The organism is Burkholderia sp. lig30, assembly GCF_000687455.2.
Classification (GTDB): domain Bacteria; phylum Pseudomonadota; class Gammaproteobacteria; order Burkholderiales; family Burkholderiaceae; genus Burkholderia.
In genome coordinates, this window is record NZ_JGVW01000086.1 from 124,042 (window position 1) to 149,241 (window position 25,200).

Below are 25,200 nucleotides of genomic sequence, written 5' to 3' on the forward strand. Positions count from 1 at the left end.
CGGCGGCCGGCGCGGCGCTCGTCGGGCGCCGGCCGCGGTCGTGCAGTGCGATGCGGCGCGCAACGCTCAGGCGGCTTGCTTCCACGGCGTCTTCGCGAGGCCCCAGATCGGGCTCGAGATCGCCATGTCCATGTCGCGCGCGAAGATCGCGAAGCCGTCGTAGCCGTGGTACGGGCCGGAGTAGTCCCAGCTGTGCATCTGGCGGAACGGCACGCCCATCTTCTGGAACACGTACTTCTCCTTGATCCCGGAGCCGACGAGGTCCGGCTGCACCTGCTCGACGAACTTCTCGAACTCGTAACCCGTCACGTCGTCGTAGATCAGCGTGCCGTCCTTCACGTAGTGCGTCGTGCGCTGGTAGTCGTCGTTGTGGCCGAACTCGTAGCCGGTGCCGACCACCTCCATGCCGAGGTCCTCGTAGGCGCCGATCACGTGGCGCGGCCGCAGCCCGCCGACGAACAGCATCACTTTCTTGCCCTGCAGGCGGGGCTTGTATTTCGCGATCACCGCGTCCACCAGCGGACGGTACTTCGCGATCACCTTCTCGGCATTCGCCTTGATGGTGTCGTCGAAGTGGCTCGCGATTTCTCTCAGGCTCTTCTCGATCATGCTCGGGCCGAAGAAGTTGTATTCGACCCAGGGGATGCCGTACTTCTCTTCCATGTGGCGGCTGATGTAGTTCATCGAGCGGTAGCAATGCAGCACGTTGAGCTTCGCCTTCGGCGTGTTCTCCAGCTCGGCGATCGTGCCGTCGCCCGACCACTGCGCGATCACGCGCAGGCCGATCTCCTCGAGCAGGATGCGGCTCGACCAGGCGTCGCCGCCGATGTTGTAGTCGCCGATGATCGCGACGTCATACGGCGTCGACACGAATTCGGGGCGCTTGGCCGGATCGGTCTTGTCGAACACCCAGTCGCGGATCGCGTCGTTCGCGAGATGGTGGCCGAGCGACTGCGACACGCCGCGAAAGCCCTCGCAGCGCACCGGCACGATCGTGTGGTTGCCGTACTGCTGGCTCTTGCGCTTGGACACCGCCTCGATGTCGTCGCCGATCAGGCCGATCGGGCATTCGCTCTGGATCGAGATGCCCTTGTTGAGCGGGAACAGCTCCTGGATCTCGTCGATGATCTTGTCGAGCTTCTTGTCGCCGCCGAACACGATGTCCTTTTCCTGGAAGTCGGACGTGAACTGCATCGTGACGAAGGTGTCGATGCCGGTGGTGCCGATGTAGTAGTTGCGGCGCGCGGCCCACGAATACTGGCCGCAGCCGACCGGGCCGTGGCTGATGTGGATCATGTCCTTGATCGGCCCCCAGACGACGCCCTTCGAGCCGGCGTACGCGCAGCCCCGGATCGTCATCACGCCGGGCAGCGACTTGATGTTGGATTTCACGCCACAGTCGGGCTTGCCTTCCTCGAAGGTGCCCAAATGCTTGGCGCGCCGCTTGGCCATCTTCTCCGGATAGGCCTTCAGCACTTCGTCGATCAGGGCCTTGTTCGCGGCCTTGCGCTCTTCAACCGTGGCGGTCATGGGATGCTCCATAGGTGAGAAATGTCATCGCCTGGGACGGGCCGCCGCCCGCGTGGCGCGGCGGCCCGTCGCCGGGCGCTCGTCAGGCAGTCAGCTCCGAGGCTGTCTTGCCGACTTGCGTTTCGTCGATCGCCTGCATGATCCCGTGCTCCATCAGCAGGTCTTCGAGCTGGTCCATCGTGATCGGCGTCGGGATCGTGCCGTTGCCGGCGTTGTTGTGGACCTTGCTCGCGAGCTGGCGATACTCGTTCGCCTGCTTCGAATCGGGCGCGAATTCGATCACGGTCATGCGGCGCAGCTCCGCGTGCTGCACGATGTTGTCGCGCGGCACGAAGTGGATCAGCCGGGTGCCGAGCATGCCGGCGAGCGCTTCGGCGAGCTCGAGCTCCTTGTCGGTCTGGCGCTCGTTGCAGACGAGGCCGCCGAGTCGGACGCCGCCGCTGTTCGCGTACTTCAGGATGCCCTTCGAGATGTTGTTGGCCGCGTACATCGCCATCATCTCGCCCGACATCACGATGTAGATTTCCTGCGCCTTGTTCTCGCGGATCGGCATCGCGAAACCGCCGCAGACCACGTCGCCGAGCACGTCGTACGACACGTAGTCGACGCCGTCATACGCGCCGTTTTCCTCGAGGAAGTTGATCGACGTGATGACGCCGCGCCCCGCGCAGCCGACGCCCGGTTCCGGGCCGCCCGACTCGACGCAGCGAATGTCCTTGTAGCCGATCTTCATCACGTCCTCGAGCTCGAGATCCTCGACCGAGCCGGCTTCCGCCGCGAGCGACAGGATCGTGTCCTGCGCCTTCGCGTGCAGGATCAGGCGGGTCGAGTCGGCTTTCGGATCGCAGCCGACGATCAGGATTTTCTGGCCGAGCTCGGTCAGTGCCGCGAGCGTGTTCTGCGACGTGGTGGATTTGCCGATGCCGCCTTTGCCGTAGAAGGCGATTTGCCGAAGTTGAGACATTGCGTGCTCCATTGAGGAAAAAGGTTGAAACCAGGGTTGCGAAGTCGCGACCATGTCAGCCTGCCGTGTTCGTATCGCCGTTGGTCTTCTTCTGTCGAACCACGCATCGGCCAGTGAGTGTCCGCGCCGAGCCATCAGTGCAGCTTTCGTGCCAAGCCGGCCCGGTTGCGCCGAAACGCCCGCCGGCAAGGGATTCGCGCGCATTTTCCCGGGGCGTTCGCGGTGTCGCCGAAGGCCCTCGAGTCGTGTCGGCTTCCTGACAATCGCTGCGCGCTTCGTCGCAAACGGCACGCGCCGCGCAGGCGATCGAAGCGGTTTTGTCGCGTTCTTCCACGCCGCGCGAGGCGGTGTTCGCCTGGTACGGTTGTTGCACGAAGGTGCGATGCGCAGGCCCCGTTCAACATTGACGACACCAAGGACTCACCATGACCGAAACGCTCACCCGCAAGGCGCTCGACGACACCGCATTCGCCCGTCTCGAAGCGGAAGGCCGGCTGCTCAACCCCGTGCTCAAGGGGCTCACGAACACGCCCGGCCGGGTCGGGTTTCGCGGCGAGCTTGCGTTGCGCTTCGCGCCGCACCTCGCCGACGAGGCCCGCCCGCCGGAACTGTCCTGCGAGCAGGCGATGGCGATCGCGACGGGCGGCGACGCGCATCTGCCGTTCTTCGCGGGCTTCCTGCTGAGCTTCGAGTACCTGAAGGACGTCGCCGACGTGCTCGGCGACACGCTGACGGCCGGCGGCAAGTACTTTCTGTTCTGCGACAACATCGACCTGAGCAAGCGCTACCAGGTGCCGTACAAGGGCGCGATGTTCTACGTGCTGCCGATCCTCGAATCGACGGTCTACAACGAGATGCTCGACCTGCTGTACCTGGAGAAGGGCGAGCTGAAGAAGAAGGACACGGCAGGCAAGCTCGACGCGGTCGCCGACGCGGCGCTCAAGTTCGACGTCACGTTCGACACCCTCACCTACGCCGAAGGGCTCGAACTGATGGGGCCGGTGCGCAACCCGAACGAGAACCGGCCCGTCTGAACGGACAGGCCCGCACCGCCGCCGCGCGGCCGATGCGGCGCGCGGCGGCCGGTTCCACGCATGCCCGTCATCCCGGGCCGGAGTATCGACATGTCCCTGCACTCTCATTCCGTTCCCGTCGCGCGCGAGCGCAGCGTGCGACGCGCGGCGCGCGACGACGACGCACCGCGCGCCGGGATGCCGGCCGCGCTCGCCACCTGGCTCGCGTGGCACGACTTCCCCGATCCGTATTCGCGCGGCGTCGACGGCCTCACGCCGCTGATGCTCGCGGCGCTTCAGGGCGAGGACAGCGTGGTGAACGCGCTGCTCGCGGACGGCGCGCGGGTCGATGCGCTCGACGACGCCGGCAACAACGCGCTGTGGTACGCGTGCGTCGGCGGCGCGCCCGCGCCGGTCCTGCGCCTGATCGGCGCGGGGATCGACGTCGATCACGCGAATGACGACGACATCACGTGCCTGATGCAGGCTGCCGCGAGCGGGCGTGTCGAAGTGATGCAGCTGCTGCTGGCGCAGGGCGCGTGCGACACGCTGTGCGCGCCGGACGGCCGCACCGCGCTCGACATGGCCGCCGACCGCGGCCTGCAATTGCTGCATGCCGCGCGGCGGCTCGGCGGACGCGGAACCGGCGCAGCCGGAGAGGAACACGCCCGATGAAAGGTCAGCGCGTTTTCCGGCGCCTGACGGTCAACGAGCTCGACGCATGGCGCGGCCGCCATCCGGACGCGCTGGTGCTCGACGCGCGCGACGCCGACAGCCATGCGCGAACCGGCTGGCCGGGCGCCGTGCTGCTGTCGCGCGACAACCAGGACGCGCTGCTGCTGCGCACGATGCGCCGCCGGCCGATCCTGATCTACTGCTACCACGGCAATGCGAGCCAGACCTGGGCGCGCATGTTCGCGGACTTCGGCTTCACCGAGGTGTGCGACCTGATCGGCGGCCATGCGGCGTGGGCCGCGCGCGTCGCCGGCGCGGACCCGGGCGGCCAGCCGCCTGATCCTGAGCCTGAGCCTGGAAAGGAACACCCATGACCCATGTCACGTTTTACGAAAAGCCCGGCTGCGGCGGCAACGCGAAGCAGCAAGCGATGCTCGTTGCGGCCGGCCACACGCTCGACGTGCGGAACCTGCTGCGCTGGCCGTGGACGCCGAAGACACTGTTCGCGTTTCTCGAGCCGCTGCCGGTGGCCGAGTGGTTCAACCGCGCGGCGCCGGACGTGAAGTCCGGGCGGCTCGTGCCCGAGTCGTTCGACGCGGCGAGCGCGTTGGCGCGGCTGCTCGCCGAGCCGCTGCTGATCCGCCGGCCGCTGATGGAGGCGAACGACGCGCGGATGGTCGGTTTCGACGTCGATCGCGTGCACGAATGGATCGGGCTCGATCCGGCGCTGCGCGCCGGCGTCGCGCACGGCCGGCTCGAGGGCTGCGCGGCCGCGACCGCGGGTTGCGCCGCCGCGTCGTCACACTGAGAGGAGGATCGGCAATGCCGCTATACGACTATCTGTGCCGGGACTGTGGCCGGCCTTTCGAGGCGCTCGTCAGAACGGGCACGACGCCGGTTTGTCCGCACTGCGGCAGCACCGCGCTCGACAAGCAGGTGAGCGCGCCGGCCGCGCCGGGACGCAGCAAGGAGATCATCGCCGCCGCGCGGAAGCAGGCGGCGAAAGAAGGCCACATGAGCCATTACTCGGCCGCGGAGCGGGCGAAGTTGTTGCGTTAGGGGGCCGTTGCCGCCGGCCTCCGCCAGCGGCGCTCTCCTCCGTCAGACGAAGCTCAGCAGCTCGACCGTCACCGGTTCCTCGCCGAGCACGGCCTGGCACGCGAGTCGCGACTTCGAGCCGACGCCGACGATCGAGTCGAGCTTTTCGTTTTCCGTGCGCTGGGTTTTCGACAGGCTCTTGCGCCCGTCCTGGACGAACAGATGGCAGGCGCCGCATTCGGCCTTGCCGTCGCACTTGTGCGCGATCGGCTCGCCGGCGCCGAGCAGCGCCTGAAGCAGCGTCGCGCCTGCCGCGACGTCGTAGGTGTGGCCCGAAGGCAGGACAGTCAGTTTGGTCATGGTGTGGTTCTCTCAACGGAAAAAAACATCGAATGGGTACGGACGCCCGGCGCGACGCGCGCGGCTTCGCGCCACCGTCACGCGGCCAGCGCCGGCCGCAACGCGCCGGCCAGCGCATCGGCGAACGCATCGAGCGGCATCGCGATCCGCTCGATGCGCTGCTCGTCGAGAAAGCGCGCCTCCATGCGCGTCGGCTCGTCGGGCAGGACGGCCCAGTGCGTGTCGGACGAGCGCTTCATGATCTGCCGCGCGAAGCTGCGCGTGAGCTGGTCGTCGAAGCGGCAGCCGATGAACAGGAAGCTGCGGCCGCTGCGCCAGGCCTGCACCGCGGGCGGGATCGGCGTCTGGATGTCGATTTCGGTCAGCACCTCGACGAAGTCGCTGTCGGACACCAGATAGTTCGCCGCGGGCGAATGCGAGCCGATCGGCTTGTAGAGCAGCGTGCCGGCGGCCGGCACGTCGGGCAGCGGCGCGCCGTGCGCGTCGTACGCGCCGAACCACTGGCCGAAGTGCTCGGACTGCGACAGCCCCTGCACCTGCGCCCAGCCGCCCGGCCGCATGCGCGCGAGCGCCGCGGCGAAGGTGTCGTCGTACCACGCGTCGACATACAGGCCCGCGCCGCTTGCCGCGAGCGCGAGATGCAGGCGGGACGGCGCGGGCGTCGCGGCGAACGCGTCGTTCATCAGGCCGACGACCGACTTGCGATGCTTGAAATTCTCGATGAACTGCGCGGCCTGCGTGAGCCGCCGGCGGATCTTGTGCGGCACGGTGACCTTCTCGGTCAGGATCACGGCGAGCGCGTCCGGGGTCGCCGGCACGCGCGCGTCCGCGCACAGCGAGAGCAGCCCGGGGCCGAGATAGGGAATGACGCCGCCTTCCTCAATCAGGCTGGCGAGATGCTGAACCGACATGCTCATGGACGATTTCCTCACAGATAGATCGCGGCCCCCGCGCCGACATTCGTCGCGGTGTCCTTCAGGGTCTTGACGATGTACTTCACCTGGTCCGCGTCGAGCCGCGTATGCAGCGGCAGCGCGAGCGCGCGGTCGCCGATGCGCTCGGTATCGGGCAGCAGGCCGCGCTTGCGGCCGATCGCGTCGCCCGCATGCATGTAATGGAACTGCTCGTGCAGCGGATGGCTGTATGCGGCGGTTTCGATCCCGCACGCCTTCATGTCGTCGATCATCTGCGTGCGCGCGCTTTGCGTGAAGCGCTTGCCGAGATGGACGACGTACAGCATCCAGTGCACCTCGTCGACGTCCTCGGCCAGGTAAGGCGGCTTGATCCCTTCGAAGCTCTGCATCTGCTCGTGGTACCAGGCCTCGACTTCCTTGCGCCGCGCGAGGCGCTCGTCGAGGCTCGCGAGCTGCGCGAGGCCGAGCGCGGCGGTCAGCTCGCTCATGCCGGCCTGCAGCGGCACGCGTGCGCCGACCGATACCGAGCCGCGATCCGCTACCCGCCGCGCGCGCAGGTAGCGCAGTTCGCGTGCGAGCGCGTCGTCGTCGGTGACGAGCATCCCGCCCTCGCCCGCGCACAGCACGGACGGCGCGGAGAAGTCGAAAATCGCGACGTCGCCGAACGTGCCGACGCTGTGCCCGCGGTAGCGCGAGCCGACCGCCTCGGTGCTGTCTTCGAGCAGCGCGAGCCGGTGCGCGCCGGCCAGCTCGCGCAGCGGACCCCACGCGGCCGGATGGCCGTTGGTGTTGCCGGCGAGGATCGCGCGCGTGCGCGGGCCGATCCGCTGCGCGGCCTTGGCGGCGCTCAGGCAGCCGCTCCAGTAGTCGATGTCGGCGAACACGGGCGTCGCGCCCGCGAGCGTGACCGCCTGCGCGACCTGGTGCCACGCATGCGATGCGCAGATCACCTCGTCGCCCGCGCCGATGCCGAGCGCGCGCAGCGTGATCCATGCGCCGAGCGTGCCGCTCGCGACCGCCACCGCATGCGCGCGGCCCGCCCAGCCGGCGAACGCGCGCTCGAACGATTCGCCCATCGGCCCGTCGCTCCAGCGCGACGCGTTCAGCACCGCATTGACCAGCGCGGTCTCGTGCGCGCCGCACGCCGGCTCGGCCAGCGCGATCTCGTCAAGCTCCATGTCGACCTCCGTCTTCGGTCAGGATCAGCGCGTTCGCTTCGTCCGCATGCGGCGTGATCGACAGGCACATGCCGGCCATGCGCACGAAGTAGACGTTGCGCGCGCCGACCCGCAGCGCGGGCGTCTCGCCGTGCATGTCGGCCGGGCTGAGCTGCATCGTCCGCACGCCCGGAAAGCGCGCGCGCCAGCGCTCGGCCGCGTCGTGCAGCGTCGGCGCGGCACCGATCACGTCGGCGACGGCCTGGACTTGCTCGGTGGACAGGCTCATGTCATTCCTCCGCTGCGGCGATGCGCCGGGCCTCGACCGTCACGGGCAGCGTCGTGGCGGCGTCCATCTCCGGCAGCTCGAGCTGCCAGCCGTTCGCGAGCGTGACGCGCCCGCCCCAGATCCCGGGGTCCGTCATCGCGACGATCGGCTCCTCGAGATCCTTCTTCGGCACATATGCGCTCAGCGTGCCCTTGCTGTCCCTGCGGATCATGACTTTCATGGTTCTGGACTCCGAAGATTCAATGGTTTCAGGTCGGTTGCACGGCCGATTCGGCCAGCAACGGCAACAATAGCGGGGGCAGCGCGGCGAGCAGGTATTCGATGTCGCGCGCCGTGGTGGCCGCGCCGAGCGAGAAGCGCACGGCGCACAGCGCTTCGTCGCGCGGCACGCCCATCGCGACCAGCACGTGCGACGGCGCGCTGCCGCCCGACGAGCACGCCGAGCCGGACGACGCCGACACCCCGATCTGCTCGCACCGCTGCAGCACGGTGTCGGCTGCCAGCAGGCCGACCCGCAGGTAGCTCGTGCCCGGCAGGCGCGGCGCGGCCGCGCCGTACACGTGCACGCCGGGCAGCGCGCGGCGCAGGCCGTCTTCGAGCGTGTCGCGCAGCGCGCCGATGCGCGCGGCCTCGGCCGCGACGTCGGGCAGGCGCTCGAGCGCCGCGGCGAAGCCGGCGATCGCGGGCAGGTTCTCGGTGCCGCCGCGGCGATGGCGTTCCTGGCTGCCGAGGAACTGCGGCGAGACCGGCACGCCGTCGCGCACGAGCAGCACGCCGACGCCCTTCGGGCCATGCAGCTTGTGCGCGGACAGCGACACGGCGTCCGCGCCGAAGGCGGCGAAATCGAACGGCCGCTTGCCGACCCACTGGGTCGCATCGACATGCAGCAGCGCGCCCGCCGCGTGCGCCAGCGCGCGCACCCCGGCGACGGGCATCAGCACGCCGGTCTCGTTGTTCGCGGCCATCAGCGACACGAGCGCGACGTCCGGGCCGATCGCGCGGGCGGCGCTGTCGGGATCGAGCGTGCCGTCCGCGCGCACCGCGATGAAATCGACCGGATGGCCCTGCCCGGCGAGCGCGTGCGCGAGCTTCAGGTGCGCCGCGTGCTCGACCGCGCCGAACACGAGCCGCCGCCGCTCCGGCGCCGCATGCGCGGACAGGCCGAGCACCGCGAGATGGTTCGCCTCGGTCGCGCCGCTCGTGAAGATCACTTCCTTCGGCTTGCAGCCGAGCGCGCCCGCGACCGTCGCGCGCGACGCGGCGAGCGTGCGCTTCGCCTGTTGCCCGGACGGATGCTGGGACGACGGGTTCGCCCACACGTCGGTCAGCACGGCGAGCATCGCCTGGATCGCCGCCGGCGCGGGCGCGGTCGTCGCGTTGTGGTCGAGATAGATCATCGCAGGCTCCTTCGTGCTCGCATCACGGCCAGAACACGCGCTCGGCGTCGACGCACAGCGTGTCGAGCAGCGCGTCGAGATCGGCGCTTTCCTGCCACCAGCTCCAGCGGCGCGCATGATGGTCGCGCGCGTAGAGCCGCCAGATGCCGGCCGCGCCCAGCGCGAGGCGCGCGATGTCGATCACGCCGCCCGCCGCATCGACGTTGCGCGAGCAGCACGGGCTCTCGATCCGGAAGCCGTCAGCGTCGCGCAGCACGCGCGGGCTCACGTAACGGTAGCGCGCGCGCCGGCTCAGCGCCCGCTCGATGCGCCGCAGCGTGAGGTCGACGACGGCCGCCCCGAGCGGGCCGCCGCGCGAGGCCGCGCGCGCCGTCGTCATCGCGCGGCCTCCTCTTCGTGCACCGGCAGCAGGCCGGCGGGCGCGGGCGCGATCTCGTCCTCCGTGCAGCCGATCACCTGCCGTCCGTCGAATTCGACGAGATAGACGGGCTCGCCGGTGTCGACGACGCGCCCGACGTTGACGATCTCGCCGACCGTGCCGGCTTCGACGAGGCACGCGTCGGCCGCGCGGTCGGGATAGCTGCCGTCGTTGACGAGATCGTCGAGCGCGACGACGCGCATGCCCCACGCATAAGCGGGTTGAACCGGTTCGATGCTCACGATGCCGCCTCCTGTTCGTCGCGCGGCGCGTGCGCGCCGCCCCGGCCGAGATCGGCGAGCCGCGCCGCGCGCTCGCCGAGTTGCGCGAGCACGTCGTCAGGCAGGTTGTCGAGCGTGCACAGCTCTTTCGCGCGCATCCCGACCCGGTGGCCGGTCTCGATGAACTCGACCGCATAGATGTAGAACTGCTGCAGGAACGTGCCGATGCTCGTCACGTAGCCGATGTCGCCCTTGCCGACCAGCACCTCGCCGATGTCCTTGCCGGTGTAGGTGCCGTCGTTGCGGATCACCGTGCGCGAGATCACCCGCTCGCCGAACGCGAAGCGCGGCGGGCCGGCGATTTCGACGACGTCGTTGTCGCGATTGATGTCAGTCATGGTCGGCTCCGGTGTCGAGTTCAATCTGTTGCGACGGATCGTCGGAATGCAGCCGCCGCCGCGCGAGCGCGCGTACTTCATCGTCGGCGTCGTCGAGCAGCAGCACCACGACGCCCGGATGCGCGCGCCGCGCGAGCTCCCAGCGCACGCGCCAGTCCGTATCGCCGAGCAGGCGCCCGAGCAGCGCGGCGGGCAGGCGCCTCGCGACGATGCGGCGCACGTCCGCTTCGGCGTCGTCGGCCATCCGCAGCAGCGCCGGCATCTCGATCCGCTCGGCGACGCGCGTGCGCACGCCGCGATCGGCATCGCGCGCCATCGACGCCAGCAGCGGCGCCGGCAGGCGACGCGCGACGCACTCGCGCACGCCGTAGTCCGGATCGTCGCGCATGCCCGCGAGCGCGGCGGGCTCGAGGCGCTGCGCGACGCGAATCCGCACCTCGCGATGCGGGTCGGCGGCGAGCCGCGCGAGGTACGCATGCGGCAGCCGCAGCGCGAGCTGCAGGCGCACCGTCTCGTCGGGATCGTCGATCATCGCGGGCAGGCGGAACACGTCCGCGTAACGCGCGGCGATCGCCCGCACCTCGAAGTACGGATGCGCGAGCTGTTCGTTGGCAAGCGCCGGATGCCAGCGGAAAAACCGGTCGATGCGGCGCGCGTATGCGTCCTGCATGCACGCGTGGCCCGGCTCGCAGCCGTCGCGTCCCGGCGCGGCGCGCAGCTGCGCGTACGCGCAGCGCGCGCAGTCCACCGGCCCGCCCTGCCAGAAACGCGGCGGGATGTCGCCCGCGGGCGAGCGCGGCGCATCGGGCCCGCTCATGGCCGCGTCTCCGTCCAGCCGCGCGCCGGATGCGCGATCAGCGTCGCGTCGTCATCGTCGTCCGCGTGGCGCTCGTGGCGCGTCAGCACGTGCATCAGCACCGCGCCGCCCACCCGGTCGTCCGGATCGAGGCGGCGCAGCTCGTGCAGCAGCGCGCGTGCCGCGCGCGGCTCGCCGAGCCGCAGGTTCAGGTACGCGAGCCCCTTCAGCGCGAACAGCAGGAACCGCACCGCCGCGTCGTGGCGCACCGCGTCGCTGTCCGGCCGCGCATCGGCGTAGCGCGGGGCGAGCGCCGTACGCGCGAGCGCCAGCGCCGCCTCGCCCGCCGCGCGCGCCTGCGCGAGCCGATGGCCGTAGAAATGAAAGCGGTACAGCGCGATCAGCGGCGCGGGATGCCCGGGCGCCGCGCCGCGCGCCCGTTCGAGCAACGCGAGCGCGTCGTCCGGCCGGTCGCGCAGGCGGCCGGCCGCCTCGATCCAGCCGGCGACGTCGTCCGGCAGGCCAGCGCCGAGCGCCGAACCGCCGAAGTCGGCGAGGCCGTCGTCGAGTGCGCTGGAGTCGGCGGGCATGGCGGGCCTCCACCGGTCACGACAGCGCGGGCGGACGGCCGCGCCCGATCGCGTCGATGCCGATCTTCGCGACGCCGGGCTCGACCGGGCCGCTGCTGCTGCACGCGCACGGCGCCTGGTTCGGGTTGACGAACGTGAGGCCCGACTGCGTCGGCGTGTCGACGAAATCGATCGTCACGCCGTCGAGCAGCATGCGGCTCTCGGCGGCCAGGAACAGGCGCAGGCCGTCGACCTCCAGGACCTGCTCGGTCGGCCCGGGCGCCGCCTCGGCGCTGAATTCGGCCTGATAGCCCGAGCAGCCGCCCGGGCTGACCGCGAGACGGAAGCCTGCGCCGGCCGGCAGCCCGGAGAAGCGGACGATGCGGCGCATGAACTTGTCGGCCGCGGCGGTGATGGTGACATTGGGCAGCATGATCCCGACTCACTCCTTGTCGTTGGACTCGATCGCGACGCGCGAGGCGCGCGTCACACGTGGACGATGCAGCCGTCGACCGGGCACACCGCGATGCATTGGGGGCTGTCGAAATGCCCTTCGCATTCGGTGCATTTCTTCGGGTCGATCGCGAACACGCCGCCTTTCTCGCCGATGGCGACGTTCGGGCATTCCGGCTCGCAGGCCGAGCAGCCGGTGCAGGTCGAGGCGATGATCTTCAGGGCCATGGTGATGCTCCTTAGGGATGAGGGTTGTGTGTTGAGGGCCGCGCGTCAGGCCGCCGCCGCGCCGCCGGTGAACGCGCCCTGCCGGATCGCCGCGTCGCCGCGGTCCGCATGCGCGATCGCGCCGGACGCGACGCGGCCGCGGTAATCGTCGAACCACGCGAGCGCGGCCTTCTCGATGAAGTCGCCCGCGTACTGGTCGACCGGTTCGATGCCCGCTTGCGACAGCTCGTCGCGCGGGCACGCGCCGATCTTCGCGACGAGCACCGCATGGCAGTCGTTGATCGCGCGGACCACGGACGGCAGCTGCTCGTCGTCGCCGTAGCCGCCCTGGCAATACAGGTCGACGCGGCGGTGGCCGACGAAGATCGCCTCGGCGGCCGACACTTCGAAGATCTGGAATTCGGTCACGTGGCCGAAGTGCTCGTTGACGCGCCCGCCGCCCTTGGTCGCGACGGCGACCAGCACCTTCAGGCCGTCGGCGGCGCCGAGCGCGCGCGAGGCCTCGAGCGCTTCCTGCTTCGCCGCGTGCTGCGCGTGGCGCTCGGCCTCGACCTGGCTCTGGTATTCGCGGCGGCGCTCGAGGTCGTAGACCACTTCTATCTGGTCGATCCTGTCGAGCGTGAATTCCTCGCTGCGGTCCTCGCCGAGCAGGCCGACGGCGTCCGCGCGGCACTGCCGGCAATGGCGCATCAGGTTCGCGCCGCCCATGCACGCGTCCTGCACCGCCTTCAGCTCCTGCGCGGTCGGCCCGCGCTGGCCGGTCAGACCGAAATGGGTGCCGTGCTCCGCCTCGGAAATCAGCGGCATGATGTTGTGCAGGAACGCGCCGCGCTTCTTCACCTCGCGGTTCACGTCGATCAGGTGCGTGTCGTTGACGCCCGGGATCAGCACCGAGTTGATCTTGGTCAGCACGCCGCGCGCGGTCAGCATCTCGAGGCCCAGCATCTGCCGCTCGTGCAGGATCTTCGCGGCCTCGTAGCCGGTCACGCGGCGGTGATCCCAGAAGATCCACGGATAGATCTTCGCGCCGACGGCCGGGTCGACCATGTTGATCGTGATCGTCACGTGGTCGATGTTGTACCGGCAGATCTCGTCGACCAGGTCGGGCAGCGCGAGGCCGTTCGTCGACAGGCACAGCTTGATGTCGGGCGCCTGCTCCTGCAGCATCCGGAACGTGTCGAAAGTCTTCTTCGGGTTCGCGAGCGAATCGCCGGGGCCGGCGATGCCGAGCACCGTCATCTGCGGGATCTCGCTGGCGACCGCCACCACTTTCTTCACCGCCTGCTCGGGCGTGAGCTTCTGCGACACGACGCCGGGGCGCGACTCGTTCGAGCAGTCGTACTTGCGGTTGCAGTAGTTGCACTGGATGTTGCAGGCGGGCGCGACCGCGACGTGCATGCGCGCATAGTGGTGATGCGCCTCTTCCGAATAGCACGGGTGGTTCTTGACCTTCTCCCAGATTTCCGGGGGCATGTCGTCCGGGCCGTCCGACGAGCCGCAGCTCGCGCGGCCGTCGCCGCCTTGCGTACCGCAACCACCGCCCGCGGCCGGCACGTCGAGCGGCGCGCCGAGCGGTTTGATCTGGCCGATGCCGATATAGGCCGACGACGGGGGCGCGCTTGCGTTCTCGTGACTTTGCATGAATCTCTCCTGGAAACCGGCAGGGATGACATGCGAAGTTAAAAGCCAGAACCGTGCCACGCGCGAAAACACGTGCAGGAAGGGGCACGTGGCGCGCCGGATGTCCGGTTTGTCGGGGATCGCCGGCATGCGAAGGCGACAACGCGGGCGAAGGCTGTCAAGGTTGCGACAAAGTGCACACTGCGCATGCGGCGTGCGAGGGATAGACGGACGGAGCGGGGACACGCGGGCGCGACGGTGCGAGTACGGCAGGCCGCGAGAGCATTGGCGTCAGGACATGAACCGCATGCTTCGCCCGATTCGCATCGCGTGAATCCTCTGCATTTGATTCGTCATGCAGAGCATTTCAGGAGGGAAAAGACCGGATCGTTGCGGAAGGAAGTAGATCGACGCCCGGGCGGTGGAACCCGCCCCCGGCGGCTCAGAACCGCCGCACTTCGATCCCGTACTTGTGCAGCGCGTATCCGATCTGGCGTGGCGTGATCTTCAGCAGGCGCGCGGCCTTCGCCTGCACCCAGCCGCACCGCTCCATCGCCCAGATGAGCCGTTCGCGCTCGCCATCCGGCTTGCCGTCGTCGCTCACGTCGTCGTGCATCGCGAACGGGTCGTCGTGATCGAACGCGTAGTCGCCTGCCGGCAGGCCGGCCGGGTCGTCGTGCGGCGCGGCGGCATGATCGCCGCCACGCGTCCCCGGCACCTCGCAGACGGGGATGTCCGCCAGGCGCGCGGGCCGCACCGCGTCCTCCCGCTCAATGTGATGCAGCACCTTCGTCAGGCAGCGATCCTCCTGGCACAGGAACGCGAGGCGGTCGATCGTGTCGTGATGCGTCATCGTCGCGGTGCGCTCGACGCAGTTCTCCAGCTCGCGCACGTTGCCGGGCCAGTAGCAGCTCGTCAGCACGCGCATCGCATCGGGGCTGAAGCGCAGCGCGCGCTCGTTGTCGCGGTTGAAGCGGTCGAGAAAGAACTGCGCCATCGCCGGGATGTCGTCGCGGCGCTCGCGCAGCGGCGGCAGCTGGATGCTGACGACGTTGATCCGGTAATAGAGGTCCGCGCGAAACTCGCCCTCCTTCACCATCCGTTCGAGATTGCGGTTGGTGGCGAGAATCAGCCGCACGTCGACCTTCACCGGCGCCGTGCCGCCGACCCGCTCGAATTCGCGCTCCTGCAGCACGCGCAGCAGCTTCGCCTGGAACGACGGCGAGATGTCGCCGATCTCGTCGAGAAACAGCGTGCCGCCGTGCGCCAGTTCGAAACGCCCCTTGCGCAGCCCCTGCGCGCCGGTGAACGCGCCCTTTTCATGGCCGAACAGCTCGCTTTCGAGCAGCGTCTCGGTCAGCGCCGCGCAGTTCACCGAGATGAACGCGTGCTCGCGGCGCGTCGAGCGCCCGTGAATCGCGCGCGCAATCACCTCCTTGCCGGTGCCGCTCTCGCCGCGCAGCAGCACCGTGGTGCGCGCGGGGGCGACCTGATGCACCTGCGAGAACACCTCCTGCATCGCCGCCGACACGCCGACGACCTGATCGAGCTGCTGCACCGGCCGGATCGCCTTCTGCATCCGGCGCACCTCGTCCTGCAGCCGGTCGTGCGCGGAGCTGACGCTGCGATGGAGCAGCAGCGCCTGGCCCATCAGCGTCGCGACGATCTTCATCAGATGCAGGTCGTTCGCGAACACCCGCTTGCCGTCCGGATTCGGGCAGAACGCGACCAGCACGCCCAGCGTGCGCTGCTCGTGCCGGATCGGCATGCCGAGCAGCGCGACCGGCCCGTCCTCCGGCTCGCCGGCGCCGCCGGTGCGGTCGAGGAACAGCGGCTCGTCGCGCACTTCCGGCACGATCACCGGCGAGCCGCTCGTATAGATGCGCCCGACGATGCCCTCGCCGGGCAGGAAGCGCACGCGCTCGCGCCAGTCGTCCGGCAGCCGCACGCTGCAGAGGCCGCGCAGGCAGCCGCCCGGCTCGGTGACCGCGACGAACGCGGAGCGCCAGCCGAGCGTGTACACGAGGTAACGCAACGACGTGTAGAACGTCTGCGTGACGTCCAGCGACGAGATCAGCGTCTTTCCCACTTCATAGACCACGTCGAGATCGCTTGGACTCTCGCTGGCATGGGTATTCGGCATGGCATTCGCTCCTGCGATGGCTCGCCCGCACTGGCAACGCGCCGGCACGACACTATGGCGAAGCAATATCTGCGCCCGAGCCAGCCCGCTCCGGTGCGCGCCGGAGCCCGCGTGTCGACAAAGCCGACAAAGGCGACAAGACCGCGGCGTCGATGCCGGCATCGACCGACAAAGACAACAACGCAGCCTCGCCATCCACGATATCAAGCGAAAAAAAACCGTGGCACGGATGTTGCGAAATCCTCGACGTCAATCACGCCGTCGAGGAGCCCGCGATGCCGTACGCCAGCCACGATCAGGACCGCCGGAGCCAGCCCGTCTATCTGGATTACGCCGCGACCACGCCGGTCGATCCGCGCGTCGCCCACCGGATGCTGCCCTACATGACGCGCATCTACGGCAACCCCGCGAGCCGCTCGCACGTGTACGGCTGGGCCGCCGAGGAAGCGGTCGAGCTGGCGCGCGAGCAGGTCGCGAGCCTCGTCAACGCCGATCCGCGCGAGATCGTCTGGACCTCCGGCGCGACCGAATCGAACAACCTGGCGCTCAAGGGCGCCGCGCAGTTCTACGCGTCGCGCGGCCGCCGCATCGTCACGGTCGCGACCGAGCACAAGGCGGTGCTCGACACGGCCCGCGAGCTCGAACGCGACGGATTCGAGGTCGTCGTGCTGCCGGTGCGCGCGAACGGCCTCGTCGATCCGGAAGCGTTCGCGGCCGCGCTGACGCCGGGAACCGTGCTCGCGTCGGTGATGCACGTGAACAACGAGACGGGCGTCGTGCAGGACATCGCGGCCCTCGGCGCGCTGTGCCGCGCGCGCGGCGTGCTGTTCCACGTCGACGCCGCGCAGGCGGCCGGCAAGGTGCCGATCGACCTCGACGCGCTGCCGGTCGACCTGATGTCGTTTTCCGCGCACAAGGCGTACGGCCCCAAGGGCATCGGCGCGCTGTACGTGCGGCGCCGGCCGCGCGTGCGGCTGGCCTGCCAGATGCACGGCGGCGGCCACGAGCGCGGGATGCGCTCGGGCACGCTGCCGACCCACCAGATCGTCGGCATGGGCCATGCGTTCTGGCTCGCGCGCGAGAACATGACGCACGACAACGAACGCATCCGCGCGTTGCGCGCGCGGCTTTGGGCCGGCATCGCGGCGATCGACGCGGTCGCGCTGAACACCGATCTCGAATGCAGCGCCCCGCACTACCTGAACGTGAGTTTCCACTACGTCGAAGGCGAATCGCTGCTGATGGGGCTGAAGGACGTCGCCGTGTCGTCCGGCTCCGCGTGCACGTCCGCGAGCCTCGAGCCGAGCTACGTGCTGCGCGCGATGGGCCGCCCCGACGAACTGGCGCACAGCTCGATCCGCTTCTCGCTCGGCCGCTTCACGACCGAAGACGAAATCGACCTGACGATCGCCCGGCTCGCGGGAACCGTCGGCCGCCTGCGCGCGATGAGCCCGCTGTGGGACCTCGCCCGCGCGGGCGTCGACCTGCAGTCGATCCAGTGGGCCGCGCACTGAGCGCCGCCCTCCTCGTTTTCCCGCAAGGAGTCCGCGATGGCATACAGCGACAAGGTCCTCGACCACTATGAAAACCCCCGCAACGTCGGCGGGTTCGACGCAAACACGGAGGGCGTGGGTACCGGCATGGTCGGCGCGCCCGCGTGCGGCGACGTGATGCGGCTGCAGATCCGCGTCAACCGCGACGGCGTGATCGAGGACGCGAAGTTCAAGACCTACGGTTGCGGCTCGGCGATCGCGTCGAGCTCGCTCGTGACCGAATGGGTGCGCGGCCGCACGCTCGACGAGGCGCTCGCGATCAAGAACACCGACATCGCGGATGAGCTCGCGCTGCCGCCCGTGAAGATTCACTGCTCGATCCTCGCCGAGGACGCGATCAAGGCGGCGGTGGCCGACTTCCGCGCGCGCCATTCGGCGGCCGGCCGCGACGCGAGCGCGGCCGGCGCGGACACGCTCGCCGAACAGCCGGTCTGCAAGTCCGGCGCATAACCGACCGTTTCATTCATCTGAGGAGCGCCCCATGGAAATCCTGTCACCGATGCCCGCCGAGCCGTCCGAACCGATGCCCGCCTTTCTCGATTTCACGACCCGCGCCGCCGCGAAGGTCGCGTCGCTGATCGAGGCAGAAGGCAACCCGCAGCTCAAGCTGCGGCTTTACGTGTCGGGCGGCGGCTGCTCGGGCTTCCAGTACGGCTTCGCATTCGACGACCAGCCCGCCGAGGACGACCTGCAGATCGTCACCGACGGCGTCGCGCTGCTGATCGACGCGATGAGCCAGCAGTATCTCGGCGGCGCCCGCGTCGACTACGAGGAAGGGCTCGAAGGCTCGCGCTTCGTGATCCAGAACCCGAACGCGCAGAGCACGTGCGGCTGCGGCAGTTCTTTTTCCGTGTGAGGGCGCGATGGCCATCTCCCTGACTCCGGCCGCCGCGCGCCACGTCGAGAAAGCGCTGCTCAAGCGCGGCGGCGGCATCGGCCTGCGCGTCGCGGTCACGACGAGCGGCTGCTCGGGCTTCGCGTACGCGCTCGAATTCGTCGATGCGCCGAATCCCGACGACCATTGCTACGACGCGCATGGCGTGACCGTCGTGGTCGATCCGCGCAGCCTGCCGATGCTCGACGGCACCGAGCTCGACTTCGTCCGCGAGGGCCTCAACGAAGGCTTCAAGTTCCACAACCCGAACGCGACCGCGAACTGCGGCTGCGGCGAGAGCTTCGCCGTCTGAGCGCGGCGGCGCTCCCGCGCCCACAGAACGAACCGACCGAACGAGGACCGACCATGGCCCTGCTGCAGATCGCCGAACCCGGCCGCGCCGCCGCGCCGCACCAGCACCGGCTCGCCGCCGGCATCGACCTCGGCACGACGAACTCGCTCGTCGCGACCGTGCAGAGCGCGCTCGCGCGCGTGCTGCCGGACGCGGCGGGCGACGCGCTGCTGCCGTCGATCGTCCGCTACCTGCCGTCCGGCGGCGTCGAGGTCGGACGCGACGCGCATGCGTGCCAGGTCGACGATCCGCAGAACACGATCGTGTCGGTGAAGCGCCTGATGGGCCGCAGCCTGCCGGACGTCGCCGGCGCCGACGCGCTGCCGTACCGCTTCGTCGACCGCCCCGGCATGGTCGCGCTCGACACCGCCGCCGGCGAGCGCTCGCCGGTCGAGGTGTCGGCCGAGATCCTGCGCACGCTGCGGGTGCGCGCGGAGGCGTCGCTCGGCGGCGAGCTGGCCGGCGTCGTGATCACGGTGCCCGCGTATTTCGACGATGCGCAGCGCCAGGCGACCAAGGACGCGGCGCGGCTCGCCGGCCTCACCGTGCTGCGCCTGCTGAACGAGCCGACCGCCGCCGCCGTCGCGTACGGCCTCGATCGCGGCGCGCAAGGCGCGTTCGTCGTCTACGACCTTGGCGGCGGCACGTTCGACGTGTCGGTGCTGAAGCTCGCGAGCGGCGTGTTCGAAGTGCTCGCGACGGGCGGCGACTCCGCGCTCGGCGGCGACGACTTCGACCACGCGATCGCCGAATGGCTGTGCCGCGCGCACGGCATCGCGGGCGTCGCGGCGCTCGCCCCCGGCGACCGGCGCGCGGTGCTGGCGGCCGCGCGCGCCGCGAAGGAAGCGCTGTCGCGCGGCCCGACGGCGGACATCGCGCTCAGGCTCGCGAGCGGCGACGCGTTGCGGCAGACGCTGTCGCGCGCGGCGTTCGCCGGGCTCGCGGAGCCGCTCGTCGCCCGCACGCTCGCGGCGACGCGGCGCGCGCTGCGCGACGCGCAGCTCGGCATCGGCGACGTGGACGGCGTGATCCTCGTCGGCGGTTCGACGCGGATGCCCGTCGTGCGCGACGCGGTGCGCGGATGCTTCGGCCGCGACCCGCTCGACGACATCGATCCCGACCAGGTCGTCGCGCTCGGCGCGGCGAAGCAGGCGGACGCGCTTGCCGGCAACGCCGGCGGCGACGGCTGGCTGCTGCTCGACGTGTGCCCGCTGTCGCTCGGCATCGAGACGATGGGCGGGCTGGTCGAGAAGATCATTCCGCGCAACTCGACGCTGCCGGTCGCGCGCGCGCAGGAATTCACGACCTTCAAGGACGGCCAGGCCGCGATGTCGATCCATGTCGTGCAGGGCGAGCGCGAGGCGGTGGCCGACTGCCGCTCGCTCGCGCAATTCGCGCTGCGCGGCATCCCGCCCGCCGTGGCCGGCGCCGCGCGCATCCGCGTCACGTTCCAGATCGACGCCGACGGCCTGCTCGCCGTCACCGCGCGCGAGCAGCGCACCGGCGTCGAGGCGCGCGTCGAGGTCAAGCCGTCGTACGGGCTCAGCGACGCGCAGGTCGCGTCGATGCTGCGCGACGCGATCGACACGTCGCGCGACGACATGCAGCTGCGTGCGCTGCGCGAAGCGCAGGTCGACGCGCGGCGGCTGCTCGACGCGACCGAGGCCGCGCTGGAGGACGACGCGGCGCTGCTGTCCGCCGACGAGCTGGCGGCGATCCGGCAGCGCACGTTTCATGTCGCCGACGCGCTCGGCACCGGTGCGCCGCTCGACGCGCTGCGCGACGCGGCCGGCGCGCTGTCGCGCGCGACCGAGGCGTTCGCCGCGCGCCGGATGGACGCGTCGGTCCGCCACGCGCTCGCCGGGCGCGCGCTCGACAGTCTCGCCTGACACACGCGATGCCGCGCATCAGCATCCTGCCCCATCCGTCGCTCTGCCCTGACGGCCGCGTGTTCGACGCGCCGCGCGGCGCGTCGCTGTGCGAGAGCCTGCTTGCCAACGGCATCGCGATCGAACACGCGTGCGAGATGGTCGCCGCGTGCGCGACCTGCCATGTCCATGTCCGCGCCGGCGGCGCGTCGCTCGCGCCGCCCGACGATGAAGAGAGCGACCAGCTCGACCATGCGTGGGGGCTCGACGCGCAGTCGCGTCTCGCCTGCTGCGTGAAGCTGCGCGACGCGGACCTGACGGTCGAGTTGCCGCTGCATACCCGCAACCTCGCGCGGGAACGCTGAAGGCCGCTGCTGCGCGGCCGGTTTGCGATCCCGCGTACACAACACGCATGGGTTTCGCTCGTCGCGATCCGTCCGTCATTTCCGGCCTCGCCTCGTTCACGGGGCTTGCGCGCCGCTCGCATCCGGTGAGAGGCGTCGCCGCATCGCCCTCCTCCACTCAACGACCCTGCGCGTGCTGCCAGAACATCGCGCGCACGGCCGACGCGGCACTGCATATGCGGCCACTGTGGCGCTCGCCGAGCGGCAGACACGACAAAACGCCCACGATCGTCCGACCGTCCGCTGTCCGAAACAGGACATTCACGACAAGCCCGCGAGCCGATGCCGCCACGCGCGCGACCCGAGCGCCGCGCGCGCGCGCGCTGCGGCGCGGTTTCGCGGCCTGGCCAGCGGTTGGCACGGCCCTTGCGATCAAGCATCGCAACGACCCGAGGAATCGCACCATGTCCACTCCGATCATCAACGACACGACCCTGCGCGACGGCGAGCAGACTGCCGGCGTCGCGTTTACGGTCGCCGAGAAATGCGCGATCGCGACCGCCCTGTCGCGCGCCGGCGTCCCCGAGCTCGAAATCGGCATTCCGTCGATGGGCGACGACGAGATCGCCGGCATCCAGGCGGTCGTCGACCTGAATCTCGATGCCGGGCTGATGGTCTGGGGGCGGCTCACGCCCGCCGACCTGTCCGCCGCGCTGCGCTGCAATCCGGACATCGTCCACCTGTCGGTGCCGGTGTCGGACATCCATCTGCAATACAAGCTGCGGCAGCCGCGCACCTGGGTGTTCGCGCAGATCAAGCGCGTGATCGGCGAGGCGGTCAGGAGCGACCGCAAGATCTCGCTCGGCGCGGAAGACGCGTCGCGCGCGGACCCGGCGTTTCTCGCCGAGGTCGCGCTGCTCGCGCAGCAGTGCGGCGCGCAGCGGATCCGCTTCGCGGACACGCTCGGCGTGCTCGATCCGTTCTCGACCTACGAGGCGATCGCGCGCCTGCGCGACGCGGTCGACATGGAGATCGAGATCCACGCGCACAACGATCTCGGGCTGGCGACCGCGAACACGCTGGCCGCGCTGCGCGCGGGCGCAACCCACGCGAACACGACCGTCAACGGCCTCGGCGAGCGCGCGGGCAACGCCGCGCTCGAAGAGGTCGTCATGTGCTCGCGCCATCTGCTCGGCTCGGACGCCGGCATCGACACCACCGCGCTCGTCAGCATCTCGCGACTGGTCGAGCACGCGTCCGGCCGGCATGTACCGTTCAACAAGTGCATCGTCGGCAGCGGCGTGTTCACGCACGAATCGGGCATCCACACCGATGGCCTCGCGAAGAACCCGTCCACCTACGAGAGCTTCGATCCGGCCGAGCTGGGCCGCGCGCGCTCGCTCGTGCTCGGCAAGCATTCGGGCTCGCAGAGCGTGCGCCAGGCCTACGACGCGCTGGGCCTGCCGGTCAGCGAACGGCTCGTGCCGGTGCTGCTCACGCGCATTCGCGACCATGCGACCCAGCACAAGCAGGCGCCGAGCGCGAGCGACCTGTACCGCTTCCTGATCGAGGCGCGCGACCTGCTCGGGGAGCTGTCATGAGCGACATCCAGCGGGCGGCGTCGCCCGCCTCGAACCGTCGGCTCACGCGCGCGCCGCTGCCGTCAGCCCCCTTCCGTCCGGAGTGAATCGCCATGAACAGCTTCGTCGAACGATTGAAAACCCTGTCCTCGGCCGAGGATTTCCTGCAGTTCTTCGGCATCCCGTTCGACCAGAAAGTGGTCGACGTGAGCCGCCTGCACATCCTCAAGCGCTTCTTCCAGTACATCCGCCAGGCGGCACCGCCGCAGGACAACGAACTGGCGATGTTTACCGCCTATCACGACCTGCTCGCGCAGGCGTACGCCGACTTCGTCGCGTCGACGCCCGCCGAGGAAAAGGTCTTCAAGGTGTTCCAGGACGTCGACGGCCGCCAGCACGTGTCCGTCGACAGCCTGCGCGCCTCGCTGCCGGCCCGCAACGCCGCCTGACGAGCCCAGCCTCAAGGAGACTGTCCATCATGCACATCGTCGTCTGCATCAAGCAGGTGCCCGATTCGGCCCAGATCCGTGTCCATCCGGTCACGAACACGATCATGCGCCAGGGCGTGCCTGCCATTCCGAACCCCTACGACCTGTTCTCGCTCGAAGAGGCGCTGCGCCTGAAGGACCGCTTCGGCGGCAAGGTCACCGCGCTCTGCATGGGGCCGCCGCAGGCCGAGGACGCGCTGCGCAAGTGCATCAGCTACGGCGCCGACGACGCGGTGCTCGTCACCGACCGCGCGTTCGCCGGCGCGGACACGCTCGCCACGTCGTATGCGCTCGCGGCCGGCATCCGCCAGATCGCGCGCGAGCAGGCGGTCGACATCGTCTTCACCGGCAAGCAGACCATCGACGGCGACACCGCGCAGGTCGGCCCCGGCATCGCGAAGCGCCTCGGCATGCAACTGCTGACCTACGTGTCGCGCATCGTCGAGACCGATCCGGACGCGCGCACGATCGTCGTCGAGCGGCGCGCCGAAGGCGGCGTGCAGGTGCTGAAGACGAAGCTGCCGTGCCTGATCACGATGCTCGAGAACACCAACGAGCTGCGCTTCGCGGCGCTGCCCGCGATGATCCACGCGGCCGGCTACCCGGTGCGCAAGTGGAACAAGGAGCAGGCCGGCATCGAGGACCTGACGAAGATCGGCCTGAAAGGGTCGCCCACCGTCGTCAGCAAGGTGTTCGGCCCGACGCCGCGCAGCGAGAAGGCGGAAATGCTCGACGTCGACACGTCCACGCTGCGCGACGTGTCGCTGAACCTGCTGCAGAAGATCTTCACGCGTCACCCGACGCTCGAAGCCGACCTGTCGACGAAGGAAGCATCATGACCACGACGTCCGCCGCCCCCGATGGCAAGCCCGCCGCGCCCGTGAAGAAGGCCGGCGGCCGCAATCTCGAACTGCCCGAGCACCTGAAGGCCTACAAGGGCGTCTGGGTGTTCGTCGAGCACGACCGCGGGCACGTGCACGGCGTGTCGTGGGAACTGGTCGGCGAGGCGCGCAAGCTCGCGGACAAGCTCGGCAGCGACGTGTCGGTCGCCGTGCTCGGCGGCCCCGACGAGCCGCTCGAGCGATTTGCCGCGGAAGCGTTCCACTACGGCGCCGACAAGGCCTACGTGGTCCACGATCCGGTGCTGCTCGGCTACCGCAACGAGCCGTTCACGAAGGCGCTGAACGATCTCGTCAACCAGCACCAGCCCGAGATCCTGCTGCTCGGCGCGACCTCGATGGGCCGCGACCTCGCCGGCTCGGTCGCGACGACGCTGCTCACCGGCCTCACCGCCGACTGCACCGAGCTCAACATCGACCCCGCGACGCGCGCGCTCGCGGCGACCCGGCCGACCTTCGGCGGCTCGCTGCTCTGCACGATCATGACGCTCGCGTACCGGCCGCAGATGGCGACCGTGCGGCCACGCGTGATGGCGATGCCGCGCGCGCAGCCCGAGCGCACCGGCGAGATCGTGCAGGAGACGCTCGGCATGGTCGAGACCGACATCGTCACGAAGCTGCTCGACTTCATCGCCGATGCGAACAGCAACCGGATCAACCTGCCCTACGCGGACGTGATCGTCAGCGGCGGCAAGGGGCTCAAGCACCCCGAGAACTTTCGCCTGGTGTTCGAGCTCGCCCGCGTGCTCGGCGGCGAGGTCGGCGCGACGCGCCCGTGCGTGCAGGCCGGCTGGGTCGAGGCGGACCGCCAGGTCGGCCAGACCGGCAAGACGGTGCGGCCGAAGCTGTACATCGCGGCGGGGATCTCCGGCGCGATCCAGCACCGGGTCGGGATGGAGAGCGCGGACGTGATCGTCGCGATCAACACCGATCCGAACGCGCCGATCTTCGACTTCGCGCATTACGGAATCGTCGGCAACGCGATGCAGGTGCTGCCCGCGCTGACGCAGGCATTCGCCGAACACCTGTCGGTACGCGGCAAAGCGGCCGCGTAAGGAG

General features: G+C 69.8%; 32 protein-coding genes. 15 read left to right on the plus strand and 17 right to left on the minus strand.

What is annotated here, in order from left to right:
• Positions 1–66: 66 nt before the first annotated feature.
• Positions 67–1,530 (minus strand): nitrogenase molybdenum-iron protein alpha chain, encoded by a 1,464-nt coding sequence (nifD, locus tag LIG30_RS16540; protein ID WP_038713674.1) that lies wholly within the window; start codon positions 1,528–1,530, stop codon positions 67–69.
• 82 nt (positions 1,531–1,612) lie between these two features.
• Positions 1,613–2,494, minus strand: coding sequence for a nitrogenase iron protein (gene nifH, locus LIG30_RS16545; RefSeq protein WP_038713744.1), 882 nt, complete (start codon positions 2,492–2,494; stop codon positions 1,613–1,615).
• Between the two features lie 425 nt (positions 2,495–2,919).
• Here nifH and LIG30_RS16550 point away from each other — a divergent pair, with 425 nt between their 5' ends.
• From LIG30_RS16550 to LIG30_RS16570, 5 genes are all read left to right on the plus strand, one after another.
• A complete protein-coding gene (locus tag LIG30_RS16550; protein WP_038713675.1) occupies positions 2,920–3,528 on the plus strand; it encodes a hypothetical protein in 609 nt (202 codons plus the stop codon).
• Between the two features lie 90 nt (positions 3,529–3,618).
• On the plus strand, positions 3,619–4,182 hold the full coding sequence (locus tag LIG30_RS16555) for an ankyrin repeat domain-containing protein (protein ID WP_051995055.1): 564 nt from the start codon (positions 3,619–3,621) through the stop codon (positions 4,180–4,182).
• The gene (locus LIG30_RS16560; RefSeq protein ID WP_083494066.1) at positions 4,179–4,556 is read left to right on the plus strand and encodes a thiosulfate sulfurtransferase GlpE; all 378 of its coding nucleotides are present in this window, start codon (positions 4,179–4,181) and stop codon (positions 4,554–4,556) included. Before LIG30_RS16555 ends, LIG30_RS16560 begins: the two co-directional genes overlap by 4 nt.
• Entirely contained in the window at positions 4,553–4,990 is a 438-nt protein-coding gene (locus tag LIG30_RS16565; protein ID WP_038713676.1) for an ArsC/Spx/MgsR family protein, read from the plus strand. The genes LIG30_RS16560 and LIG30_RS16565 overlap by 4 nt, the downstream gene beginning before the upstream one ends.
• Before the next feature lie 14 nt (positions 4,991–5,004).
• Positions 5,005–5,241 carry an FmdB family zinc ribbon protein gene (locus tag LIG30_RS16570; protein WP_038713677.1) on the plus strand — a complete coding sequence of 79 codons (237 nt, stop codon included), beginning with the start codon at positions 5,005–5,007 and terminating at the stop codon, positions 5,239–5,241.
• Positions 5,242–5,283: 42 nt separating this feature from the next.
• Here LIG30_RS16570 and LIG30_RS16575 read toward each other — a convergent pair whose 3' ends face one another.
• The 15 genes from LIG30_RS16575 to nifA all read right to left on the minus strand — a co-directional run bounded on the left by LIG30_RS16575 (position 5,284) and on the right by nifA (position 16,183).
• Positions 5,284–5,580, minus strand: coding sequence for a 2Fe-2S iron-sulfur cluster-binding protein (locus LIG30_RS16575; RefSeq protein ID WP_038713678.1), 297 nt, complete (start codon positions 5,578–5,580; stop codon positions 5,284–5,286).
• A gap of 77 nt (positions 5,581–5,657) precedes the next feature.
• The gene (locus LIG30_RS16580; protein WP_038713679.1) at positions 5,658–6,497 is read right to left on the minus strand and encodes an SIR2 family NAD-dependent protein deacylase; all 840 of its coding nucleotides are present in this window, start codon (positions 6,495–6,497) and stop codon (positions 5,658–5,660) included.
• Positions 6,498–6,508: 11 nt separating this feature from the next.
• On the minus strand, positions 6,509–7,672 hold the full coding sequence (locus LIG30_RS16585) for a DegT/DnrJ/EryC1/StrS family aminotransferase (RefSeq protein ID WP_038713680.1): 1,164 nt from the start codon (positions 7,670–7,672) through the stop codon (positions 6,509–6,511).
• Positions 7,662–7,940, minus strand: coding sequence for a hypothetical protein (locus tag LIG30_RS16590; RefSeq protein WP_038713681.1), 279 nt, complete (start codon positions 7,938–7,940; stop codon positions 7,662–7,664). The genes LIG30_RS16585 and LIG30_RS16590 overlap by 11 nt, the downstream gene beginning before the upstream one ends.
• A gap of 1 nt (position 7,941) precedes the next feature.
• The gene (gene nifT, locus LIG30_RS16595) at positions 7,942–8,160 is read right to left on the minus strand and encodes a putative nitrogen fixation protein NifT (protein ID WP_038713682.1); all 219 of its coding nucleotides are present in this window, start codon (positions 8,158–8,160) and stop codon (positions 7,942–7,944) included.
• 28 nt (positions 8,161–8,188) lie between these two features.
• Complete coding sequence (locus tag LIG30_RS16600; protein ID WP_038713683.1) at positions 8,189–9,337, minus strand: cysteine desulfurase family protein; 1,149 nt, start codon at positions 9,335–9,337, stop codon at positions 8,189–8,191.
• Positions 9,338–9,359: 22 nt separating this feature from the next.
• Positions 9,360–9,716 (minus strand): DUF3024 domain-containing protein, encoded by a 357-nt coding sequence (locus tag LIG30_RS16605; RefSeq protein WP_038713684.1) that lies wholly within the window; start codon positions 9,714–9,716, stop codon positions 9,360–9,362.
• A complete protein-coding gene (locus LIG30_RS16610) occupies positions 9,713–9,997 on the minus strand; it encodes a nitrogen fixation protein NifZ (RefSeq protein ID WP_038713685.1) in 285 nt (94 codons plus the stop codon). Before LIG30_RS16610 ends, LIG30_RS16605 begins: the two co-directional genes overlap by 4 nt.
• Entirely contained in the window at positions 9,994–10,374 is a 381-nt protein-coding gene (locus LIG30_RS16615) for a nitrogen fixation protein NifZ (RefSeq protein ID WP_038713686.1), read from the minus strand. Before LIG30_RS16615 ends, LIG30_RS16610 begins: the two co-directional genes overlap by 4 nt.
• Positions 10,367–11,191: a 4Fe4S-binding leucine-rich repeat protein gene (locus LIG30_RS16620; RefSeq protein ID WP_038713687.1), complete on the minus strand. Its 825-nt coding sequence runs from the start codon at positions 11,189–11,191 to the stop codon at positions 10,367–10,369. The genes LIG30_RS16615 and LIG30_RS16620 overlap by 8 nt, the downstream gene beginning before the upstream one ends.
• Positions 11,188–11,760 (minus strand): hypothetical protein, encoded by a 573-nt coding sequence (locus LIG30_RS16625; RefSeq protein ID WP_038713688.1) that lies wholly within the window; start codon positions 11,758–11,760, stop codon positions 11,188–11,190. Before LIG30_RS16625 ends, LIG30_RS16620 begins: the two co-directional genes overlap by 4 nt.
• Positions 11,761–11,776: 16 nt before the next feature.
• Positions 11,777–12,172, minus strand: a complete 396-nt coding sequence (locus tag LIG30_RS16630) for a HesB/IscA family protein (protein ID WP_038713689.1) — start codon at positions 12,170–12,172, stop codon at positions 11,777–11,779.
• 53 nt (positions 12,173–12,225) lie between these two features.
• Positions 12,226–12,420, minus strand: coding sequence for a 4Fe-4S binding protein (locus LIG30_RS16635; RefSeq protein WP_038713690.1), 195 nt, complete (start codon positions 12,418–12,420; stop codon positions 12,226–12,228).
• 45 nt (positions 12,421–12,465) lie between these two features.
• Entirely contained in the window at positions 12,466–14,061 is a 1,596-nt protein-coding gene (nifB, locus tag LIG30_RS16640) for a nitrogenase cofactor biosynthesis protein NifB (RefSeq protein WP_038713691.1), read from the minus strand.
• A gap of 421 nt (positions 14,062–14,482) precedes the next feature.
• Positions 14,483–16,183, minus strand: coding sequence for a nif-specific transcriptional activator NifA (gene nifA, locus LIG30_RS16645; protein WP_038713692.1), 1,701 nt, complete (start codon positions 16,181–16,183; stop codon positions 14,483–14,485).
• 275 nt (positions 16,184–16,458) lie between these two features.
• Here nifA and LIG30_RS16650 point away from each other — a divergent pair, with 275 nt between their 5' ends.
• From LIG30_RS16650 to LIG30_RS16695, 10 genes are all read left to right on the plus strand, one after another.
• Complete coding sequence (locus LIG30_RS16650; RefSeq protein ID WP_051995056.1) at positions 16,459–17,697, plus strand: IscS subfamily cysteine desulfurase; 1,239 nt, start codon at positions 16,459–16,461, stop codon at positions 17,695–17,697.
• A gap of 36 nt (positions 17,698–17,733) precedes the next feature.
• Complete coding sequence (gene iscU / locus LIG30_RS16655; protein WP_038713693.1) at positions 17,734–18,186, plus strand: Fe-S cluster assembly scaffold IscU; 453 nt, start codon at positions 17,734–17,736, stop codon at positions 18,184–18,186.
• 31 nt (positions 18,187–18,217) lie between these two features.
• Positions 18,218–18,592, plus strand: coding sequence for an iron-sulfur cluster insertion protein ErpA (gene erpA / locus LIG30_RS16660; RefSeq protein WP_038713694.1), 375 nt, complete (start codon positions 18,218–18,220; stop codon positions 18,590–18,592).
• 7 nt (positions 18,593–18,599) lie between these two features.
• Positions 18,600–18,923 (plus strand): iron-sulfur cluster assembly protein IscA, encoded by a 324-nt coding sequence (gene iscA, locus LIG30_RS16665; protein WP_038713695.1) that lies wholly within the window; start codon positions 18,600–18,602, stop codon positions 18,921–18,923.
• A gap of 53 nt (positions 18,924–18,976) precedes the next feature.
• Entirely contained in the window at positions 18,977–20,851 is a 1,875-nt protein-coding gene (gene hscA, locus LIG30_RS16670; RefSeq protein ID WP_038713696.1) for a Fe-S protein assembly chaperone HscA, read from the plus strand.
• A gap of 8 nt (positions 20,852–20,859) precedes the next feature.
• A complete protein-coding gene (locus LIG30_RS16675; protein WP_038713697.1) occupies positions 20,860–21,195 on the plus strand; it encodes a 2Fe-2S iron-sulfur cluster-binding protein in 336 nt (111 codons plus the stop codon).
• A 443-nt stretch (positions 21,196–21,638) separates the two neighbouring features.
• A complete protein-coding gene (gene nifV, locus LIG30_RS16680; RefSeq protein ID WP_038713698.1) occupies positions 21,639–22,775 on the plus strand; it encodes a homocitrate synthase in 1,137 nt (378 codons plus the stop codon).
• 92 nt (positions 22,776–22,867) lie between these two features.
• Positions 22,868–23,203 carry a nitrogenase stabilizing/protective protein NifW gene (nifW, locus tag LIG30_RS16685; protein WP_038713699.1) on the plus strand — a complete coding sequence of 112 codons (336 nt, stop codon included), beginning with the start codon at positions 22,868–22,870 and terminating at the stop codon, positions 23,201–23,203.
• A 29-nt stretch (positions 23,204–23,232) separates the two neighbouring features.
• Positions 23,233–24,081: an electron transfer flavoprotein subunit beta/FixA family protein gene (locus tag LIG30_RS16690; protein ID WP_038713700.1), complete on the plus strand. Its 849-nt coding sequence runs from the start codon at positions 23,233–23,235 to the stop codon at positions 24,079–24,081.
• Positions 24,078–25,196, plus strand: a complete 1,119-nt coding sequence (locus tag LIG30_RS16695) for an electron transfer flavoprotein subunit alpha/FixB family protein (RefSeq protein ID WP_038713701.1) — start codon at positions 24,078–24,080, stop codon at positions 25,194–25,196. Before LIG30_RS16690 ends, LIG30_RS16695 begins: the two co-directional genes overlap by 4 nt.
• Positions 25,197–25,200 lie beyond the last annotated feature (4 nt).

Bases quoted from the DNA above. Each gene is read 5' to 3' on its own strand.
- nifD (WP_038713674.1), bottom strand. From the start codon at position 1,530: ATGACCGCCACGGTTGAAGAGCGCAAGGCCGCGAACAAGGCCCTGATC.
- nifH (WP_038713744.1), bottom strand. From the start codon at position 2,494: ATGTCTCAACTTCGGCAAATCGCCTTCTACGGCAAAGGCGGCATCGGC.
- LIG30_RS16550 (WP_038713675.1), top strand. From the start codon at position 2,920: ATGACCGAAACGCTCACCCGCAAGGCGCTCGACGACACCGCATTCGCC.
- LIG30_RS16555 (WP_051995055.1), top strand. From the start codon at position 3,619: ATGTCCCTGCACTCTCATTCCGTTCCCGTCGCGCGCGAGCGCAGCGTG.
- LIG30_RS16560 (WP_083494066.1), top strand. From the start codon at position 4,179: ATGAAAGGTCAGCGCGTTTTCCGGCGCCTGACGGTCAACGAGCTCGAC.
- LIG30_RS16565 (WP_038713676.1), top strand. From the start codon at position 4,553: ATGACCCATGTCACGTTTTACGAAAAGCCCGGCTGCGGCGGCAACGCG.
- LIG30_RS16570 (WP_038713677.1), top strand. From the start codon at position 5,005: ATGCCGCTATACGACTATCTGTGCCGGGACTGTGGCCGGCCTTTCGAG.
- LIG30_RS16575 (WP_038713678.1), bottom strand. From the start codon at position 5,580: ATGACCAAACTGACTGTCCTGCCTTCGGGCCACACCTACGACGTCGCG.
- LIG30_RS16580 (WP_038713679.1), bottom strand. From the start codon at position 6,497: ATGAGCATGTCGGTTCAGCATCTCGCCAGCCTGATTGAGGAAGGCGGC.
- LIG30_RS16585 (WP_038713680.1), bottom strand. From the start codon at position 7,672: ATGGAGCTTGACGAGATCGCGCTGGCCGAGCCGGCGTGCGGCGCGCAC.
- LIG30_RS16590 (WP_038713681.1), bottom strand. From the start codon at position 7,940: ATGAGCCTGTCCACCGAGCAAGTCCAGGCCGTCGCCGACGTGATCGGT.
- nifT (WP_038713682.1), bottom strand. From the start codon at position 8,160: ATGAAAGTCATGATCCGCAGGGACAGCAAGGGCACGCTGAGCGCATAT.
- LIG30_RS16600 (WP_038713683.1), bottom strand. From the start codon at position 9,337: ATGATCTATCTCGACCACAACGCGACGACCGCGCCCGCGCCGGCGGCG.
- LIG30_RS16605 (WP_038713684.1), bottom strand. From the start codon at position 9,716: ATGACGACGGCGCGCGCGGCCTCGCGCGGCGGCCCGCTCGGGGCGGCC.
- LIG30_RS16615 (WP_038713686.1), bottom strand. From the start codon at position 10,374: ATGACTGACATCAATCGCGACAACGACGTCGTCGAAATCGCCGGCCCG.
- LIG30_RS16620 (WP_038713687.1), bottom strand. From the start codon at position 11,191: ATGAGCGGGCCCGATGCGCCGCGCTCGCCCGCGGGCGACATCCCGCCG.
- LIG30_RS16625 (WP_038713688.1), bottom strand. From the start codon at position 11,760: ATGCCCGCCGACTCCAGCGCACTCGACGACGGCCTCGCCGACTTCGGC.
- LIG30_RS16630 (WP_038713689.1), bottom strand. From the start codon at position 12,172: ATGCTGCCCAATGTCACCATCACCGCCGCGGCCGACAAGTTCATGCGC.
- LIG30_RS16635 (WP_038713690.1), bottom strand. From the start codon at position 12,420: ATGGCCCTGAAGATCATCGCCTCGACCTGCACCGGCTGCTCGGCCTGC.
- nifB (WP_038713691.1), bottom strand. From the start codon at position 14,061: ATGCAAAGTCACGAGAACGCAAGCGCGCCCCCGTCGTCGGCCTATATC.
- nifA (WP_038713692.1), bottom strand. From the start codon at position 16,183: ATGCCGAATACCCATGCCAGCGAGAGTCCAAGCGATCTCGACGTGGTC.
- LIG30_RS16650 (WP_051995056.1), top strand. From the start codon at position 16,459: ATGCCGTACGCCAGCCACGATCAGGACCGCCGGAGCCAGCCCGTCTAT.
- iscU (WP_038713693.1), top strand. From the start codon at position 17,734: ATGGCATACAGCGACAAGGTCCTCGACCACTATGAAAACCCCCGCAAC.
- erpA (WP_038713694.1), top strand. From the start codon at position 18,218: ATGGAAATCCTGTCACCGATGCCCGCCGAGCCGTCCGAACCGATGCCC.
- iscA (WP_038713695.1), top strand. From the start codon at position 18,600: ATGGCCATCTCCCTGACTCCGGCCGCCGCGCGCCACGTCGAGAAAGCG.
- hscA (WP_038713696.1), top strand. From the start codon at position 18,977: ATGGCCCTGCTGCAGATCGCCGAACCCGGCCGCGCCGCCGCGCCGCAC.
- LIG30_RS16675 (WP_038713697.1), top strand. From the start codon at position 20,860: ATGCCGCGCATCAGCATCCTGCCCCATCCGTCGCTCTGCCCTGACGGC.
- nifV (WP_038713698.1), top strand. From the start codon at position 21,639: ATGTCCACTCCGATCATCAACGACACGACCCTGCGCGACGGCGAGCAG.
- nifW (WP_038713699.1), top strand. From the start codon at position 22,868: ATGAACAGCTTCGTCGAACGATTGAAAACCCTGTCCTCGGCCGAGGAT.
- LIG30_RS16690 (WP_038713700.1), top strand. From the start codon at position 23,233: ATGCACATCGTCGTCTGCATCAAGCAGGTGCCCGATTCGGCCCAGATC.
- LIG30_RS16695 (WP_038713701.1), top strand. From the start codon at position 24,078: ATGACCACGACGTCCGCCGCCCCCGATGGCAAGCCCGCCGCGCCCGTG.